This is a genomic window from Saccharopolyspora sp. 6M (genome assembly GCF_020176775.1).
Taxonomy (GTDB): domain Bacteria; phylum Actinomycetota; class Actinomycetes; order Mycobacteriales; family Pseudonocardiaceae; genus Saccharopolyspora_C; species Saccharopolyspora_C gregorii.
In genome coordinates, this window is record NZ_JAIUJZ010000226.1 from 2606 (window position 1) to 16721 (window position 14116).

General features: G+C 72.9%; 13 protein-coding genes and 1 tRNA gene. 9 read left to right on the forward strand and 5 right to left on the reverse strand.

Annotated elements, in window-relative coordinates; all coding sequences use genetic code 11:
• Window positions 1-149 precede the first annotated feature (149 nt).
• On the reverse strand, window positions 150-1160 hold the full coding sequence (locus LCD31_RS25095; RefSeq protein ID WP_224961961.1) for a metal ABC transporter solute-binding protein, Zn/Mn family: 1011 nt from the start codon (window positions 1158-1160) through the stop codon (window positions 150-152).
• A 571-nt stretch (window positions 1161-1731) separates the two neighbouring features.
• Here LCD31_RS25095 and LCD31_RS25100 point away from each other — a divergent pair.
• The 5 genes from LCD31_RS25100 (at window position 1732) to LCD31_RS25120 (ending at window position 5208) form a co-directional block, all read left to right on the forward strand.
• Window positions 1732-2364 carry a PPE domain-containing protein gene (locus LCD31_RS25100; protein ID WP_224961963.1) on the forward strand — a complete coding sequence of 211 codons (633 nt, stop codon included), beginning with the start codon at window positions 1732-1734 and terminating at the stop codon, window positions 2362-2364.
• A gap of 455 nt (window positions 2365-2819) precedes the next feature.
• A complete protein-coding gene (locus LCD31_RS25105; RefSeq protein WP_224961985.1) occupies window positions 2820-2984 on the forward strand; it encodes a hypothetical protein in 165 nt (54 codons plus the stop codon).
• Window positions 2985-3054: 70 nt separating this feature from the next.
• On the forward strand, window positions 3055-3834 hold the full coding sequence (locus LCD31_RS25110; RefSeq protein WP_224961965.1) for an ESX secretion-associated protein EspG: 780 nt from the start codon (window positions 3055-3057) through the stop codon (window positions 3832-3834).
• A 40-nt stretch (window positions 3835-3874) separates the two neighbouring features.
• A complete protein-coding gene (locus LCD31_RS29675; protein ID WP_308015866.1) occupies window positions 3875-4639 on the forward strand; it encodes a type VII secretion target in 765 nt (254 codons plus the stop codon).
• Complete coding sequence (locus tag LCD31_RS25120) at window positions 4564-5208, forward strand: YbaB/EbfC family nucleoid-associated protein (RefSeq protein ID WP_224961967.1); 645 nt, start codon at window positions 4564-4566, stop codon at window positions 5206-5208. Before LCD31_RS29675 ends, LCD31_RS25120 begins: the two co-directional genes overlap by 76 nt.
• Here LCD31_RS25120 and LCD31_RS25125 read toward each other — a convergent pair.
• From LCD31_RS25125 to LCD31_RS25135, 3 genes are read right to left on the reverse strand one after another with little or no spacing between them, the layout of a single operon-like run.
• Window positions 5174-7294, reverse strand: coding sequence for a xanthine dehydrogenase family protein molybdopterin-binding subunit (locus LCD31_RS25125; RefSeq protein ID WP_224961970.1), 2121 nt, complete (start codon window positions 7292-7294; stop codon window positions 5174-5176). The genes LCD31_RS25120 and LCD31_RS25125 overlap by 35 nt on opposite strands.
• A complete protein-coding gene (locus tag LCD31_RS25130) occupies window positions 7291-8283 on the reverse strand; it encodes a xanthine dehydrogenase family protein subunit M (protein WP_224961972.1) in 993 nt (330 codons plus the stop codon). The genes LCD31_RS25125 and LCD31_RS25130 overlap by 4 nt, the downstream gene beginning before the upstream one ends.
• On the reverse strand, window positions 8280-8849 hold the full coding sequence (locus tag LCD31_RS25135) for a (2Fe-2S)-binding protein (protein WP_224961974.1): 570 nt from the start codon (window positions 8847-8849) through the stop codon (window positions 8280-8282). Before LCD31_RS25135 ends, LCD31_RS25130 begins: the two co-directional genes overlap by 4 nt.
• Window positions 8850-9218: 369 nt before the next feature.
• Between LCD31_RS25135 and LCD31_RS25140 the strand changes: the two genes are divergently transcribed.
• From LCD31_RS25140 to LCD31_RS25150, 3 genes are all read left to right on the forward strand, one after another.
• On the forward strand, window positions 9219-10637 hold the full coding sequence (locus LCD31_RS25140) for an MFS transporter (RefSeq protein ID WP_224961976.1): 1419 nt from the start codon (window positions 9219-9221) through the stop codon (window positions 10635-10637).
• 37 nt (window positions 10638-10674) lie between these two features.
• Window positions 10675-11643 carry a zinc-binding dehydrogenase gene (locus tag LCD31_RS25145; protein WP_224961977.1) on the forward strand — a complete coding sequence of 323 codons (969 nt, stop codon included), beginning with the start codon at window positions 10675-10677 and terminating at the stop codon, window positions 11641-11643.
• A gap of 149 nt (window positions 11644-11792) precedes the next feature.
• Window positions 11793-12014 (forward strand): hypothetical protein, encoded by a 222-nt coding sequence (locus LCD31_RS25150; RefSeq protein ID WP_224961979.1) that lies wholly within the window; start codon window positions 11793-11795, stop codon window positions 12012-12014.
• Window positions 12015-12221: 207 nt separating this feature from the next.
• Here the strand turns inward: LCD31_RS25150 and LCD31_RS25155 are convergent.
• Window positions 12222-12294 (reverse strand) — tRNA-Lys (locus LCD31_RS25155).
• Window positions 12295-12642: 348 nt separating this feature from the next.
• Here LCD31_RS25155 and LCD31_RS25160 point away from each other — a divergent pair.
• The gene (locus LCD31_RS25160) at window positions 12643-13785 is read left to right on the forward strand and encodes an Ig-like domain-containing protein (protein ID WP_308011330.1); all 1143 of its coding nucleotides are present in this window, start codon (window positions 12643-12645) and stop codon (window positions 13783-13785) included.
• Window positions 13786-14116: the final 331 nt, after the last annotated feature.

The following is a 14116-nucleotide window of genomic DNA, read 5'->3' on the forward strand; positions in this document are numbered from 1 at the left end:
CAGCTGATCAGCGGCGACCTCGGGATGGCCGGCCCCGTGCCGGGGCGGCCGCGCGGTGTTCGGCCCGGGCGGGCCGGGGCCGCGGGGGGGGGGGGGGGGGGGGGGGGGGGGGGGGCGGGGGCCGCCCCGCCCCCCCCCCCCCCGCCGGGTCAGGCCTGGCCGCTCAGCGCGGTCTGCAGCGCCGAGATCTGACCGTCCATCCACCGCACGTAGTCCTGGTCCTGCGGCAGCGTCTCGGTCATCTCGACGACCGGGGTCCGATTCTGCTCCGCGCCCTTGCGGACGGATTCGGTGACCGGCGATTCGGTCTGCGGGTTGTAGATGACGGCGGCGGCCTGCTTGGAGTTCACCGCGTTCTGGATCTCCGCGACGGAGGCGGCGGACGGGTCGTTGCCGTCCTCGACGGAGTTCACGAAGGACTGCGGGGTGATGTCGGTGAGCCCGGCCGCCTCGACGAGGTAGTGCGCGACGGGTTCGGTGACGATGACCTTCTTGCCGTGCTCGGTGGCGGAGATCTGCTGCACCCGGCCTTCGAGGCCGCCGATCTGCTCGCCGAAGCGGGCGGCGCCGTCGCGGAAGGCCTGCGCCTTCTCCGGCTGGAGCTCGCCGAGCTCGTCGGCGACGCGGTCGGCGGTCTCACGCACCACGTGCAGGTCGTACCAGACGTGCTCGTTCACCGAGTGGTCGTGGTGGTGGCCTTCGTGGCCGTGCGCTTCCCCGGCGTGCTCGGCGCCTTGCTCCTCGGCCGGTTCGGACCCGTGCTCCTCGGCCGCGTGGTCGCCGTGCTCGTGCTCGCCCTCGAAGGCCTGCACGGTCGGCTTCTCGCCGCCGGCGCCGAGGATCTTCTCGGCGAACTCGTCGTAGCCGCCGCCGTTGAGCAGCACCAGGTCGGCCTCGCTGAGCTTCGCCGCGTCCTGCGGGCTGCTCTCGTAGGAGTGCGGGTCGGCCGCGGGGTCGTCGATGATCGATTCGACGTCGACGTCCTGGCCGCCGACGGCCCTGGCGACGGAGGCCCAGACGTTGGTGGTGGCGACGACCTTGAGCTTGCCGTCGTCGGTGCTCTGGCCGGAGTCGCCGCAGGCGCCCGCGGTCAGCGCGACTACGGCGAGCCCGGTCAGCGCGGCACCGCCGCGGCGGGCACGTCGGGTGAAGACGGTCATGAACGCACTCCTCGGGGAACGCACCGTGGTGGTGGGCGGCCTGGGGCCGAGTTCGGCGACGACCGCAAACGGAAACCGTTGTCATGTGCAGCGTACGCCGGGGGGACCGGGGAAGTGCTCGAACGGGTGGGCCGACCGTGGTGAACATGACAACGTTTCGCATTATCGCGCCGCGGGACTCGCCCTGTTCCACCGCGCCGGGTGAACGGCCCGTTCGTCCAACGAGATCGGACAGGCGGTCCGTTCACTCCACTCCGGTCGCGGGGATGGAGGCCTTGGGCGGTCCCGGGCGGGGGCGGCCGCCCGCACCCTCGTTGAATCGCGCATTCGGAGCTCCTTCGGATCGGTGGTCCAGCGGGGCCACGGAGAAGACCGCGGACATCTTCATGATGAGATCGGACCGGCCGCGGGTAGCGGGCCGCGTTCCGGCTCGACGATCGAGAACGAGCGCCCCGCCGTGGCTTCGGTGGGACGCCTGCGCGTCCGGGGCGTGCAGCGGAGTGGCGGGGGGGGGTCGGCCGCAGGACCAGGCCGGTGGCGATGCGCACGCGAACCGCCCCCGGAGGGGGAAGTGGAAGTGGCAGAACAGCAGCAGGCCGTGATGCGGGCGAAGAGCGCGCGGTCGTCCGACGACGACCGGGCCTTGGTGGACGTCCAGAACTGGAGTTCCTACAGCCACCGCGAGCTGTACGACGCGGTGCACCAGGACAACGATCCGGGCCGCGTCGGCGAACTCGCCGGCGAGTGGTCCCGGCTGGGCGCCGAGATGGGCGAGGCCGCGCAGCGCATGGCGGAACGGCTCCGCGGTACCGAGCACGGCTGGCAGGGCGAGGCGGCGACCGCGGCGCGCGGCGCGATCCACGAGATCGCCGGGTGGACCTCGGAGGCGGGCTCGACGGCCGGTGACCTCGGCAAGCACGTCGAGGAGCAGGGCCGGGCCATGGAAGAGGCCAAGTCCAGCATGCCGGAGCCGGTCGACGTCGAGTTCAACCACGAGATCGCCGACCGGTGGGCCGCGGGCGGAACCGGGATGAACGCGCTCCAAGGCATGGTGATGGCCTACAGCGACCTGTCCGAACAGGCGGAAGAAGTGGACTCCAAGCACGACGAGGCCGTGCAGGTCATGCGGAAGATGGAGCACCACTCCCGCGCGCTGGACGCCGACCTCGCGTTCGGGGCCGGGTGGCCGGACGCCCGCGGCTAAGTCGAACTTCGACCCGCCGACGGTCAAGCACGTCAAGCCGAGCGGCACGACCCCGCAGTCCGCGAAGCCCCGCTCGGTGCCGAACCCGTCGTCGCCGGACATCACCGGTCGCGGCACCTACCAGCCGCCGCGGCCGGTGTCCGGCCGGACGCGCCGACCGCGATCACCCCCCCAACCCGTTCGCCAAGAACCCGGGCGGTGGCCCCGGTTCCGGTGGTCCGGGTGGTTCCCGCGGTGGCTGGTCCGGTTCGATCCCGTCGGTTCCGGGCACGTCCGGTGGCTCCGGCGGAGCGGTCGGCGCCGGTGGCGCGGGCTCGGGAGGTGCCGCTTCGGGCGGTTCCGGCCCCGGTGCGGGCGGCCGGGCCGGCGTCGGACCCACCGGCGGCACGGCAGGTGGCCAGCCGGCGGGTGCGGCCGGCGCGGCGGGTGCGACCGGCCAGGCCGGTGCGGGCGGCATGGCCGGTGGTGCGCCGGGGCAGGCGAACCGCGGCAAGGGCGGCGAGGACCAGGAGCGCCGCGCGAAGTACCTGGAGAGCACGCCGATCGTCGAGGCCCAGGGCGTGAACCTGCCGCCGCCGGTCATCGGCGGTGGCAAGCCGATGAAGAAGGACAAGGACTGACCGCGTCGTCCGGCGCACCGGCCTATCCGGGCCGGTGCGCGATCACGCGCGTGCTGATGAGGGGAAAGTGATGGGCGAAGCGGACTTCGTGCTGTCCGCCGTCGAGTTCGACCTGGTGTCCGGGGCGCTCGACCTGGGCCGGGTGCCGTACCCGCTGCGGGTGCCGAGCATCGGTGCGACCGGCGGGGAGCGCGCGGCGCGCACCGCCGAGGCGTTCCGCACGCTGACCGAGCGCGGTCTCGCCACCGGCGACCGGCTGGACGCCGAGCTGGAGGGGCTGCTGCGATTGCCGGCGGTCCACGAGATCTCGGTGCGCGTCGTCGGCCACGTGGGCGGGACGGTCCGGGCGCTGGCCGCCGCGGACCGCCGGTCCGGGGTGCTGGCGGTGCTGGACGGGGACCGGTTGTCGCTGCGCGGTTTCCGGCCGGGCGCGCTGGCCGCGGTGGTGGCGGGCGTGCTGCCACCCGCCGATCCGGGCAAGGGGCGGTCCTTGACGGTGCGCCAGGAGGTGCCGGCGAAGGCCGCGGACGAGGACGATCCCGGTGACGACCCGTTCGGTGGCGATCTCGACGAGCACACCGCGCTGGTGCGGGCGGGAGTGTCCGAACAGGACGCGGCCGCGCTGGTGGAGCTGGCGGAGAACCGCCGCGGTGGTGGGCAGCTCGGCGTCCGCCGCGGCGGGGCCCGGGCGCGGACGCTCATCAGCTGGCTGGGCACCGCCCAGGGCCGCTACCTGCTGATCGGCGAGCGGGGCTGGCTGAGCATCATGTCCGCCGAGCCGGGCCGCGTCGAGCAGCGGCTCGGCGAAGTTCTGTCCACTGTGGACTTTGCGGAGCTCGTGTCCCGATGATCACCCTGCCGCGCAACGCATCCGGAGAGGAGCTCTCCGCATGGTCTACGAAGTCGTCTCCGAGGATCTGACGGCGCACGCCGCCCACCTCGACGCGCTCACCGACCGGATCGACACCGCGATCTCGGCCGCTGAACAGGTCAGCATGTCCGACGAGGCCTACGGGCTGCTGTGCTCGTTCCTGCCGCCGATCATCAACCCGACCGAGCAGGAAGGGATCGCGGCGCTGCAGGCCGCCCGCGAAGGCATCGAGACCACCGCGCAGAACGTCCGCACCAGCGCCGAGGAGTACGACACCAACGACGAGGACGACTCGCAGTCCTTCCAGAAGTTGCACGGCACCGTGCCGGAGGGATCCGAGCAGTTCCAGCTGCTGTCCGGCGGCGCCGGCCCTACCGGACAGCAGCAGGGCACGCTGCCCGGCGGCGCCGCCGAACAGCAGCAGGGCAACGTCACCCACCGGGTTTTCCCAGCGGCAGCAGGGAACTCCGTCGGACGGCATGACCGAGCAGCAGCGGGGAACCGTGCCCCGCCCGACCGAGCAGGTCCAAGCCCCGACGGCGATGAACGCTCCGCACGGCGGGCAGGTGCAGACTCCGGCCGTCCAGGGGCATTCGCAGCAGGTGCTCGGCACCACCCCGCGGATCGACCCGGAGACGATGCCGTAGCCCCACCCCGCCGCGGGCGCGCGGCGCGCACGTCATCGAGCAGCACATCGGAGGGAAGAACATGTCCGGACCAGCGGGCTTCGCCGCACTCGGCAGCGACCCGGACGACCCGGAACGGCGCATCGAAGACTGGGTGACGGGCGTCGAGGAGAAGGCCCGCCGCTACGAGGCGGTGCGCGAGGAGACCGAGCAGATCCGGTTGACCGCCACGGGCCCGGACGGCCGGGTGAAGGTGACGGTGCGCGCCGACGGCGGCCTCACCGGCACCGAGTTCTCGGAGAAGATCCGCTCGATGCCGTTGGATGAGCTGTCCGCGCAGATCCTCGGCACCATCCGCAAGGCGCAGGGCGACATCGCCTCCCGCGTCGGCGAGGTGATGTCCGAGCAGCTCGGCGACGAGGATCGCCAGACCCGGTCGCTGATGCTGGACAACCTGCGCGACCGCGTCCCGGAGGAACCGGACGAGCCGGAGGCCGAGGCACCGGGGTCCGCCACGTGGGCGGCGCCCGAGGACGACGAGCCGCAGCAGCGGCCCGGCCCGACGCCGCCGAGCCCGCCGGGGTCCGGCTCGCCCGGCTCGTCCGCGACCCGCCCGACCGGCCAGCGCCGCCCGCGCAGACCGGACGACGACGAGGACTTCCCGTTGCGGGGCGAGCGGGCCGCCGACGCGGTTACCCGGCCGCCTCCAGCACCCTGTCCAAGCTGATCGGCAGCTCCCGGTGCCGCACCCCGGTCGCGTGCCACACGGCGTTGGCGATCGCCGCGGCCGTGCCGACGATGCCGACCTCACCGATGCCCTTCACCCCGGACGGGTTGCCCGGGTCGGGGTCGTCGACCCAGTCGACGTCGATCTCGGGGATGTCGGCGTGCGCGGCGATGTGGTACCCGGCGAGGTTCGCGTTGGCCTGGCGGCCGCTGGAGTCCCGCACGCCCTCTTCGTGCAGCGCCATCGACAAGCCCATGATCATGCCGCCGGCGAACTGGCTGCGCGCGGTGAGCGGGTTGATGATCCGCCCGACGGCGAACATGCCCAGCAGTCGCCGCACCCGCACTTCACCGCTGGTGACGTCGACGGCGACCTCGGCGAACTGGGAGCTGAACGAGTGCCGTTCGAGCTGTTCGCGGGCGCCGATGAGTTCGGTGGTGTCGGCGCGCGCGGTCACCGGGGCGGATTCCCCGGCCGCGAGCTTCTTCTGCAGCGCCCGCGCGGCCTCGATGATCGCGAACGACCAGGATTCGGTGCCGCGCGAGCCGCCCGCGATGAACGCGGGCCCGAAGTCGCTGTCGGCGATGAGGATCCGCACCGCCTCCAGCCGCACGTCCAGCGCCTCCGCGGCGACCTGGGCGAGCGCGGTGCGCGCCCCGGTGCCGATGTCGGCGGCGGCGATGCGCACCTCGTAGGTCCCGTCGCCCTCGGCGGTGATCGCGGCGGTGGAGGGCATCGGCCCGGCGCCGAACGATCCGGCGGCGACCCCGGTGCCGAGCAGCCAGCGCCCGTCCCGGCGCACCCCGGGCCGCGGATCCCGCTGCCACCAGCCGAAGCGGCTCGCGCCCTGCTCCAGGCAGTCCACCAGCCTGCGGCTGCTGAACGGCTTCCCGGAGGCGGGGCCGACGGTCGGTTCGTTGCGCAGCCGCAGCTCCACCGGGTCGACGTCGAGCCGCTGCGCGAGCTCGTCCATCGCCGATTCCAGCGCGAACGAGCCGGGTGCCGCGCCGGGCGCGCGCATCCAGCCGGGCGAGGGCACGTTCAGCGGCACCACCCCGGTTCGGGTGCGGATCGCCTCGGACGCGTACATCACGCCGGTGAGCTCGGTGCCGAGCTCCACGAACTCCTTCACGGTGGAGGTGAACGAGCGCGATTCGTGGTCGACGGCGCGCAACCGGCCGTCGGCGTCCGCGGCCAGCCGCACCCGCTGTTCGGTCGCCGAGCGCAACGAGGTGATCGCGAAGACCTGCGGCCGGGTCAGCACCACCCGCACCGGGCGCTGCAGCCGCGTCGCGGCCATGACCGCCAGCACCAGCTGCGGGCCGAGGGCCTTGGAGCCGAAACCGCCGCCGACGTGCTCGGAGCGGATCCGCACCGCCGCCGGGTCCAGGTCGAACAGCGTCGCCACGACCTGCGCGACCAGGTAGGAGCCCTGGTTGGCGTCGACGACCTCCAGCCTGCCGTCCTCCCAGCGGGCCATGGAGGCGTGCGGTTCCATCGCCGTGTGGTGCTCTTCGGGGGTGGTGTAGGTGTGCTCGACGACGGCCGCGGCCGCGTCGGCTTCCGCGTCCACGTCGCCCTTGTCGACGGTGCCCGCACCCTGCGGCGCGTACTCGGCGGGGTGGTCGGCGCGGAACTCGGCGTCGTGCGGTTCCTCCTCGTAGGCGACCTGGAGCGCGTCGGCGGCGGCGCGCGCCTGCTCCGGCGTCTTCGCCACCACCAGCGCCACCGGGTGCCCCACGTACTGCACCCGGTCGTCCTGGAGGAGCTGCAGCCCGGCGTCGGGGCCGAAGATCCCCGCTTCCGGGTTGAGCCGCGGCGCGTTGCCGTGGTGCAGCACGGTGAGCACGCCCGGCATGTCCAGCACCGCGGCGTCGTCGATGGAGCGGATCCGGCCGCGGGCGATCGTGGACAGCACCAGCGAGCCGTGCGCGAGGTCCTCGATGGGGTGGTCGCCCGCGTAGCGGGCTTCGCCGGTGACCTTGGCGCGGCCTTCGAGCCGGGTGCGCGCGGATCCGGCGGTGCCGGTGTCCGCGGGTGCGGTGGTGGTGCCGGTGGCGCTCAGCCGCGGGTCGACGGTGGTCATCGGGTGGCCTCCTCGGCGAGCTCGGTCAGCACGGACACCACGAGGTTCCGGACCAGCGGAACCTTGTAGGCGTTGTCCGGCAGGGGTGTCGCGGCGGCGAGTTCGGCGTCGGCGGCGGCCCCGAACTCGGCGGCGGTGGCGGGGCGGCCCAGCAGCGCGCGTTCCGCCGCGCGCGCCCGCCACGGCCGGTTGGCGACCGCGCCGAACGCGATCCGCACGTCGGAGACGACCCCGTCGCGCACGTCGAGCGCGGCGGCGATCGAGCCGTTCGCGAACGCGTAGGAGGCCCGTTCCCGCACCTTCCGGTACCGGGAGCGGGCCGCGATCTCCGCTCCGGGCAACGTGATCCCGGTGATCAGCGCGCCCGCGGGCAGCGCGACGTCCGCGTCCGGCCGGTCGCCCACCGGGCGGTGGAAGTCCGAATAGGACAGTTCGCCGGTGCCGTCGGCGGTCTCGTAGGACACCACGGCGTCGAACGCGGCCAGCGGCACCGCCATGTCCGACGGGCTGGTCGCCGCGCACTGCTCGGACCAGTCGAAGATCGCGTGGTTGTGGTGCTCGCCCTCGATGGCCGGGCACCCGCTGCCCGGCACCCGCTTGTTGCAGGGCTGGGTGACGTCGGCGAAGTAGCCGCAGCGGGTGCGCTGCAGCAGGTTCCCGCCGACGGTGGCCACGTTGCGCAGCTGACCGGAGGCGCCCGCGAGCACCGCTTGGGCGAGCGCGGGGAAGCGGCGCCGCACCTCCGGGTGGTTGGCGACGTCGCTGTTGGTGGCGGTGGCGCCGATGCGCAGCCCGCCGTCCGCGGCGACCTCGATGGCGTCCAGCGGCAGCCGGCGCACGTCCACCAGCTGCGGCGGCGTCTCCACCCCGACCTTCATCAGGTCGACGAGGTTGGTGCCGCCGCCGAGGAACCGCGCGTCCGGGTTCTCGGCGAGCAGGGTGGTGGCGGTGCGCACGTCGGTGGCGCGCCGGTACTCGAACTCCTTCACGCCGAGACCTCCGTTCCACCGCGGGACACGGTGCTCTCGACCTCGTGCATGGTGGCGGCCTGCGCGACCGCGCGGACGATGGAGTTGTGCGCGCCGCAGCGGCACAGGTTGCCGCTCATCCGCTCGCGGATCTCCGCGGCGTCCAGGGCGGGGGCGCCGGCCTCGGGCCGCACGTCCTCGGTGGCGGCGCTGGGCCAGCCCGCCGCGTGCTCCTGGAGGACGGCGACCGCCGAGCAGATCTGCCCGGGCGTGCAGTAGCCGCACTGGTAGCCGTCGAAGTCGAGGAACGCCTGCTGCACCGGGTGCAGCCGGTCGCCGTCGGCGATGCCCTCGACGGTGGTGACCTCGGATCCGTCGGCGGCGACGGCCAGCTGCAGGCAGGACACGGCGCGCTGCCCGTCGAGCAGCACGGTGCAGGCGCCGCACTGGCCCTGGTCGCAGCCCTTCTTGGTGCCCGTCAGGTCGAGGCCCTCGCGGAGCGCGTCGAGCAGCGTCGTGCGGTTGTCGACCGCGAGCGAACGGTCCTCGCCGTTCACCCGCAGCGAGATGGTGGTGTGGTGGGACATGGAGATCTCCGTCGGTGTCCGACAAGAACGGGAAGAGGTGCCGCGCGGTCGTTCCCGGAACGCGCCGCGCAGGCCGCGTCCGAGTGTGCTGGACGGGAACGGGCGCGGCCGGTTTCGCGCGGCCGGACCGGGCGCGCTGCCGGAGGTGCGGGGAACGTGCGTCCGGACTGCTCCACACCACCCCCAGGCACAAACGCAGGCCGATCCGTCGGAAGGGATCAACGAACGGGGGCCCGGAAAAAATCCCGGCAGGCGACGTGCCTGGTCAGCGGTGCTCGGGCACCCGGTCGGGGAGCGGCGGGCGTGCCCGGACCCGATCTCGGGTACCCCCTGGCCCGGACCCGGAACCAGGCCGAGGAGGCGCAGCGGATGCCATCGTCGAGGACGGGACGTCGCACCGGGCCGGTTCGTCGGCTCGACGACCTCGTCACCATCGTCAAGGTCGGCAACGTGCGGCGGGCGGTCACCGCGGCCGGCATCGGCAACATGATGGAGTGGTTCGACTTCGGGGTCTTCAGCTACCTCGTGGTCATCACCGGCAAGGTGTTCTTCCCGGCCGGGAACGCCACCGCGCAGCTGCTGGCCACCTTCGCCACGTTCGCCGTCGCGTTCCTGGTGCGGCCGCTCGGCGGGTTCGTGTTCGGCCCGCTGGGGGACCGGATCGGTCGGAAGAAGGTGCTGGCCATCACGATGATGACCATGGCGGCGGGCACCACCGCCATCGGCCTGATCCCCTCGTACGCCACCATCGGCCTCTGGTCGCCGATCCTGCTGCTGGTGGCCCGGGTCGTGCAGGGCTTCTCCACCGGCGGCGAGTACGGCGGGGCCACCACGTTCGTCTCCGAGTACTCGCCGGACAAGCGGCGCGGTTTCCTCGCCAGCTGGCTGGAGTTCGGCACCCTGGCGGGGTATTCGCTCGGTGCCGCCGTGGTCACCGCGCTGCTGACGACCCTGGGCGAGCAGGACATGGTGAACTGGGGCTGGCGGATCCCGTTCCTGCTGGCGGCGCCGCTCGGCGTGATCGGGCTGTACCTGCGGTTCCGGCTGGAGGAGACGCCCGCCCAACAGCAGCAGCAGGAGAGCGGCGGCGAGGACGAGGGCCGGCTGGCCGGTTACCGCACCATCTTCCGCGACCACTGGCGGCCGCTGCTGCTGTGCGTGGCGATGGTGGCGGTGTTCAACGTGGTCAACTACATGCTCACCTCCTACATGCCGACCTACATCACCGCGGACCTGCACTACGCGCACACCTCGGCACTGGTGTTCGTGCTGGTCACCATGCTGATCATCATGGGTTTCGTGGTGCGGCTCGGGCGCGCCTCGGACAAGATCGGCCGGTTGCCGATCATCGCGGCGGGGTCGGGGGCGCTGGTGGTGCTGTCCTGGCCGGCGTTCTGGCTGATCAGCCGCGGCTCGGTGGGGCTGGTGGTGGCCGGGTTGGTGCTGATCGGGCTGATGCTCATCGCGTTCAGCTCCACGATGCCGTCGAGCCTGCCCGCGCTGTTCCCCACCGAGGTCCGCTACGGCGGCGTGTCGATCGGGTTCAACATCTCGGTGGCCCTGTTCGGCGGGACGACCCCGCTGCTGTCGCAGGCGCTGGTCACCGGCACCGGCCACAGCACCGCGCCCGCGTTCCTGCTGATGGCCGCCGGGGTGGTGGGGCTGGTCGCGGCCTGGTTCGCCCGGGAGTCCGCGGGGCTGCCGCTGCCGGGGGCGAAGCCCACCGCGTCCTCCCGCGCGGAGGCCCGCGAAGCGGTGCGGGAGATGCGCGAGCGGGACGAGGCATGATCGGGAACGGACGTCGATCGAATCGGGAGTGGTGGTCGTGAAAGCAGCGGTGTACTACGAGAACGGCGGGCCGGACGTGCTGCGCTACGCGGACGTCCCCGACCCGGAGATCGGTCCGGGGGAGGTGCTGCTGCGCATCGAGGCCGTCGGCGTGCAGGGCGGCGACCTGCTGCACCGGCAGTCCGCGCCGCCGGAGACCACGCCGCACGTCGTCGGCTACCAGGCCGCGGGCACGGTCGCCGCGGTCGGCGAGGGCGTCACCGGCCTGCGCGAGGGGCAGCGGGCGGTGGCGTTCATGCCGCACGGTTCGCACGCCGAGCTGGCCGCGGTGCCGGAGCGCAACGCCTACCGGGTCCCGGACGACCTGGATCCGCGGCTGGCCGCGGGCATCCCCGTCGAGTTCGGCACCGCCGACGACTGCCTGTTCGAGTTCGGCCGGTTGCGCGCGGGCGAGGTGGTGCTGGTGCAGGCCGCGGCGGGTGGTGTCGGCCTGGCCGCGGTGCAGCTGGCCGCGGCGGCGGGCGCCACGGTGCTCGGCACCGCCTCCAGCGCGGAGAAGCTGGCGCGGCTCGGCGAGCACGGCCTGCACCACGCGATCAACTACCGGGAGGAGGACGTCGCAGCCCGGGTCGCCGAGCTCACCGATGGCCGCGGCGTCGACCTGGTGGTGGATCCGGTCGGCGGCCGCACCTTGGAGAGCAGCGTGGCCGCGCTGGCCTACCGGGGCCGGATCAGCTGGGTCGGCCAGGCCGGGCGGGAGCCGAACCCGCCGCGGCTGGATCCGCTGATGTTCAAGAGCGCCTCGCTCAACGGCGTCTACTTCGGCGGCGAGATGGCGCACGACCCCGCCCGCACCCGCGCGCTGATCGAACGCCTCATCGCCCGGGTCGCCGCGGGCGAGCTGACCGTGGTCGTCGACCGCGAGTTCCCGCTCGCCGAAGCGGCCGAGGCGCACCGCCACATCGAGGGCCGCGGCGCCTTCGGCCGGGTCCTGCTCATCCCCTGAACCGCGAGCTCCGGGGCGGCGCTCCCGTGAGGGGATCCCCCGTCCGGCCGAACGAGCCCCGAGACCGGCCGCGGGTGGTTCCTAGGGTCGCGGGCGGCAGAGCGGCAGAGCGCCGCTCGCACGTGATCCTCGTGGAGAAGGTGTTGTTGATGCGGTTCCGCAAGAGCATGGCTGCGATGGTCCTCTGCGCCACCGGCGCCGGTGCCTCCCTGATGGGCGCGGGTACCGCGCTCGCCTGGCACAACGAGGTCCTCGGGGAGTACGGGACGTTCGAGAACTGCAGCAAGCACTTGGACGAGGTCGTGTCGCGGCCGGACGTCGGCGGCGCCGAGTGCGCTCCGGACGGGCAGATGGTCGGCTCGGTCCGCTGATCGGCGGCGGTTCCCGGGTGCGCGGCGCGTACCCGCGGAGTACCGACGAGGCCGGTCCCGTTCCCCGCGGGGGACGGGACCCCCCGATGCCGGATCTCCGGCCCCGGATTCTTCCGCCCTGCTGGACGCGATCGCGGAAAGGCGCGGGATTCCCGCCGGCTTGATGGGCAAAAGAAAAACCCCAGGCCGTGTGACCTGGGGTTTCTGTGCGCCAACAGGGACTCGAACCCCGAACCCGCTGATTAAGAGTCAGCTGCTCTGCCAGTTGAGCTATTGGCGCTTGGTGTTCACCAGGTTTTCGTTCTTGCCGTCTCCCTGGCGACGAAAGAAACTTTAGCACCCCGTTCCGGGGGGTGAATCGGGGGGTGCCGTTCGGGGTGCGCGGTGGCGTTTCAGCCGGTCGGCGGGGTCCGATGTGGCTGGACGAGCAACCGAGGAGGGTCGTCGTCCGTCTCCCGGGTGAAGATCCGCGGTTGACTCTTCGTGCAGGGCTGGTCGTCGGCCACACGGTCGGGGGGCTGATGCACACTGTTCTCAGGCGGATGTGGGGATCGGATCGAACGGACAGTCACGCATGAAGCTGTGTCTTAACTCTGTCGGGAGAGTTCTGGGGGCGTCGTCTCGTGCGGTGCCGGCCGTGGTCGTGGCGTTGGTGGGGATGCTCCTCGCGTCGTGCACGGGTGGCGGGGCGAGCAGCCCGGCCCCGCCGCCACCGCCGCCCGCGTCGGCCAGGTTCGATCCGGCGAACGGCGCCCAGCGGATCTCGCCGACCGCGCCCGTCACGGCCACCGCCGTCGACGGCCGGATCACCGCCGCCGAACTGGTGAACCAGGACGGCAAGCCGGTGGCGAACACCGTCGCACCGGACGGCGCGAGCTGGTCCGCCTCCGAGCCGCTCGGCTACGGCAAGACCTACACGGCGAAGCTCACCCTGCAGGGCGCGGCAGGCGCCCCGGTCGTCCAGGAATCCACGTTCAGCACCGTCGATCCCGAGAACCAGACCTACGTGTCGATGAACCCGCTCGACGGGGAGACCGTCGGCGTCGGCCAGCCGCTCGCGTTCTACTTCTCCGAGAACGCGCCCGCCCCGGACAAGGCCAAGGCCGAAGAAGCCATCCGCATCCAGACGGAACCGGCCGTGGAAGGCGCCTTCTACTGGTTCGACGACCGCGAGGTGCACTGGCGCCCCCAGGAGTACTGGAAGCCCGGCACGAAGATCACGATCAACGCGGACGTCTACGGCAAGGACCTCGGCAACGGCTCCTGGGGCGAGGAGAGCCGCAACGCCACCATCACCATCGGCGACGCCGTCGTGCTCCGCGCCGACGGCTCCAGCCACACCATGTCCGTCGAGGTCAACGGGGCTACCCGGCGCACCATGCCGGTGTCGCTCGGCAAGCCGGCGTGGCCGTCGAACAACGGCGTGCACGTGGTCACCGAGCACCACGCCACGAAGATCATGGACTCGTCGAGCTACGGCCTGGACGTCGACGACGGCGGCTACCGCACCGAGGTGAAGTGGGCGGTGCGCATCTCCAACGGCGGTGAGTTCCTGCACGCGGCCCCGTGGTCGGTCGCCCAGCAGGGCAGCAGCAACGTCAGCCACGGCTGCATCAACATGAGCGACGCCAACGCCAAGTGGGTCTACGACCTGCTCAAGAAGGGCGACGTCGTGGAGATCACGAACTCCGGCGGGCCGAATCTGCGGTCCTGGGACGGCTTCGGCGACTGGCAGGTCCCCTGGGCCGAATGGACCGCCGGGAACCGGTGATCCTCGGTGGTCGCTCGTCCTGCTTTCCGGGGCGGGTGGCGGTATCTCAGCGGCCCCCTCGCTGCGGGCTCGTGCGCGCAGGTGGCTCTCCGCCACAGGCCGTCCTCGCGAGGGGCCCGCTGAGAACCCGCGGGTGGTCCCGTTGCGTGCGTGGTCGCCGCTCATCGGCTTCGCCGCGGACGGGAAAAGGCGGCGGTCCGCCTCGGGTTTCCGCCCCCTGCAATGCGAAAGGCCCCCGCCCCGGACCGGGGGGGGGGGGGGGCCCCGGGGGGGGGGGGGGGGGGGGGCCCCCCCCCGCCGGGGGCCCCCCCCCCGGGGGGGGCGCGGGGGG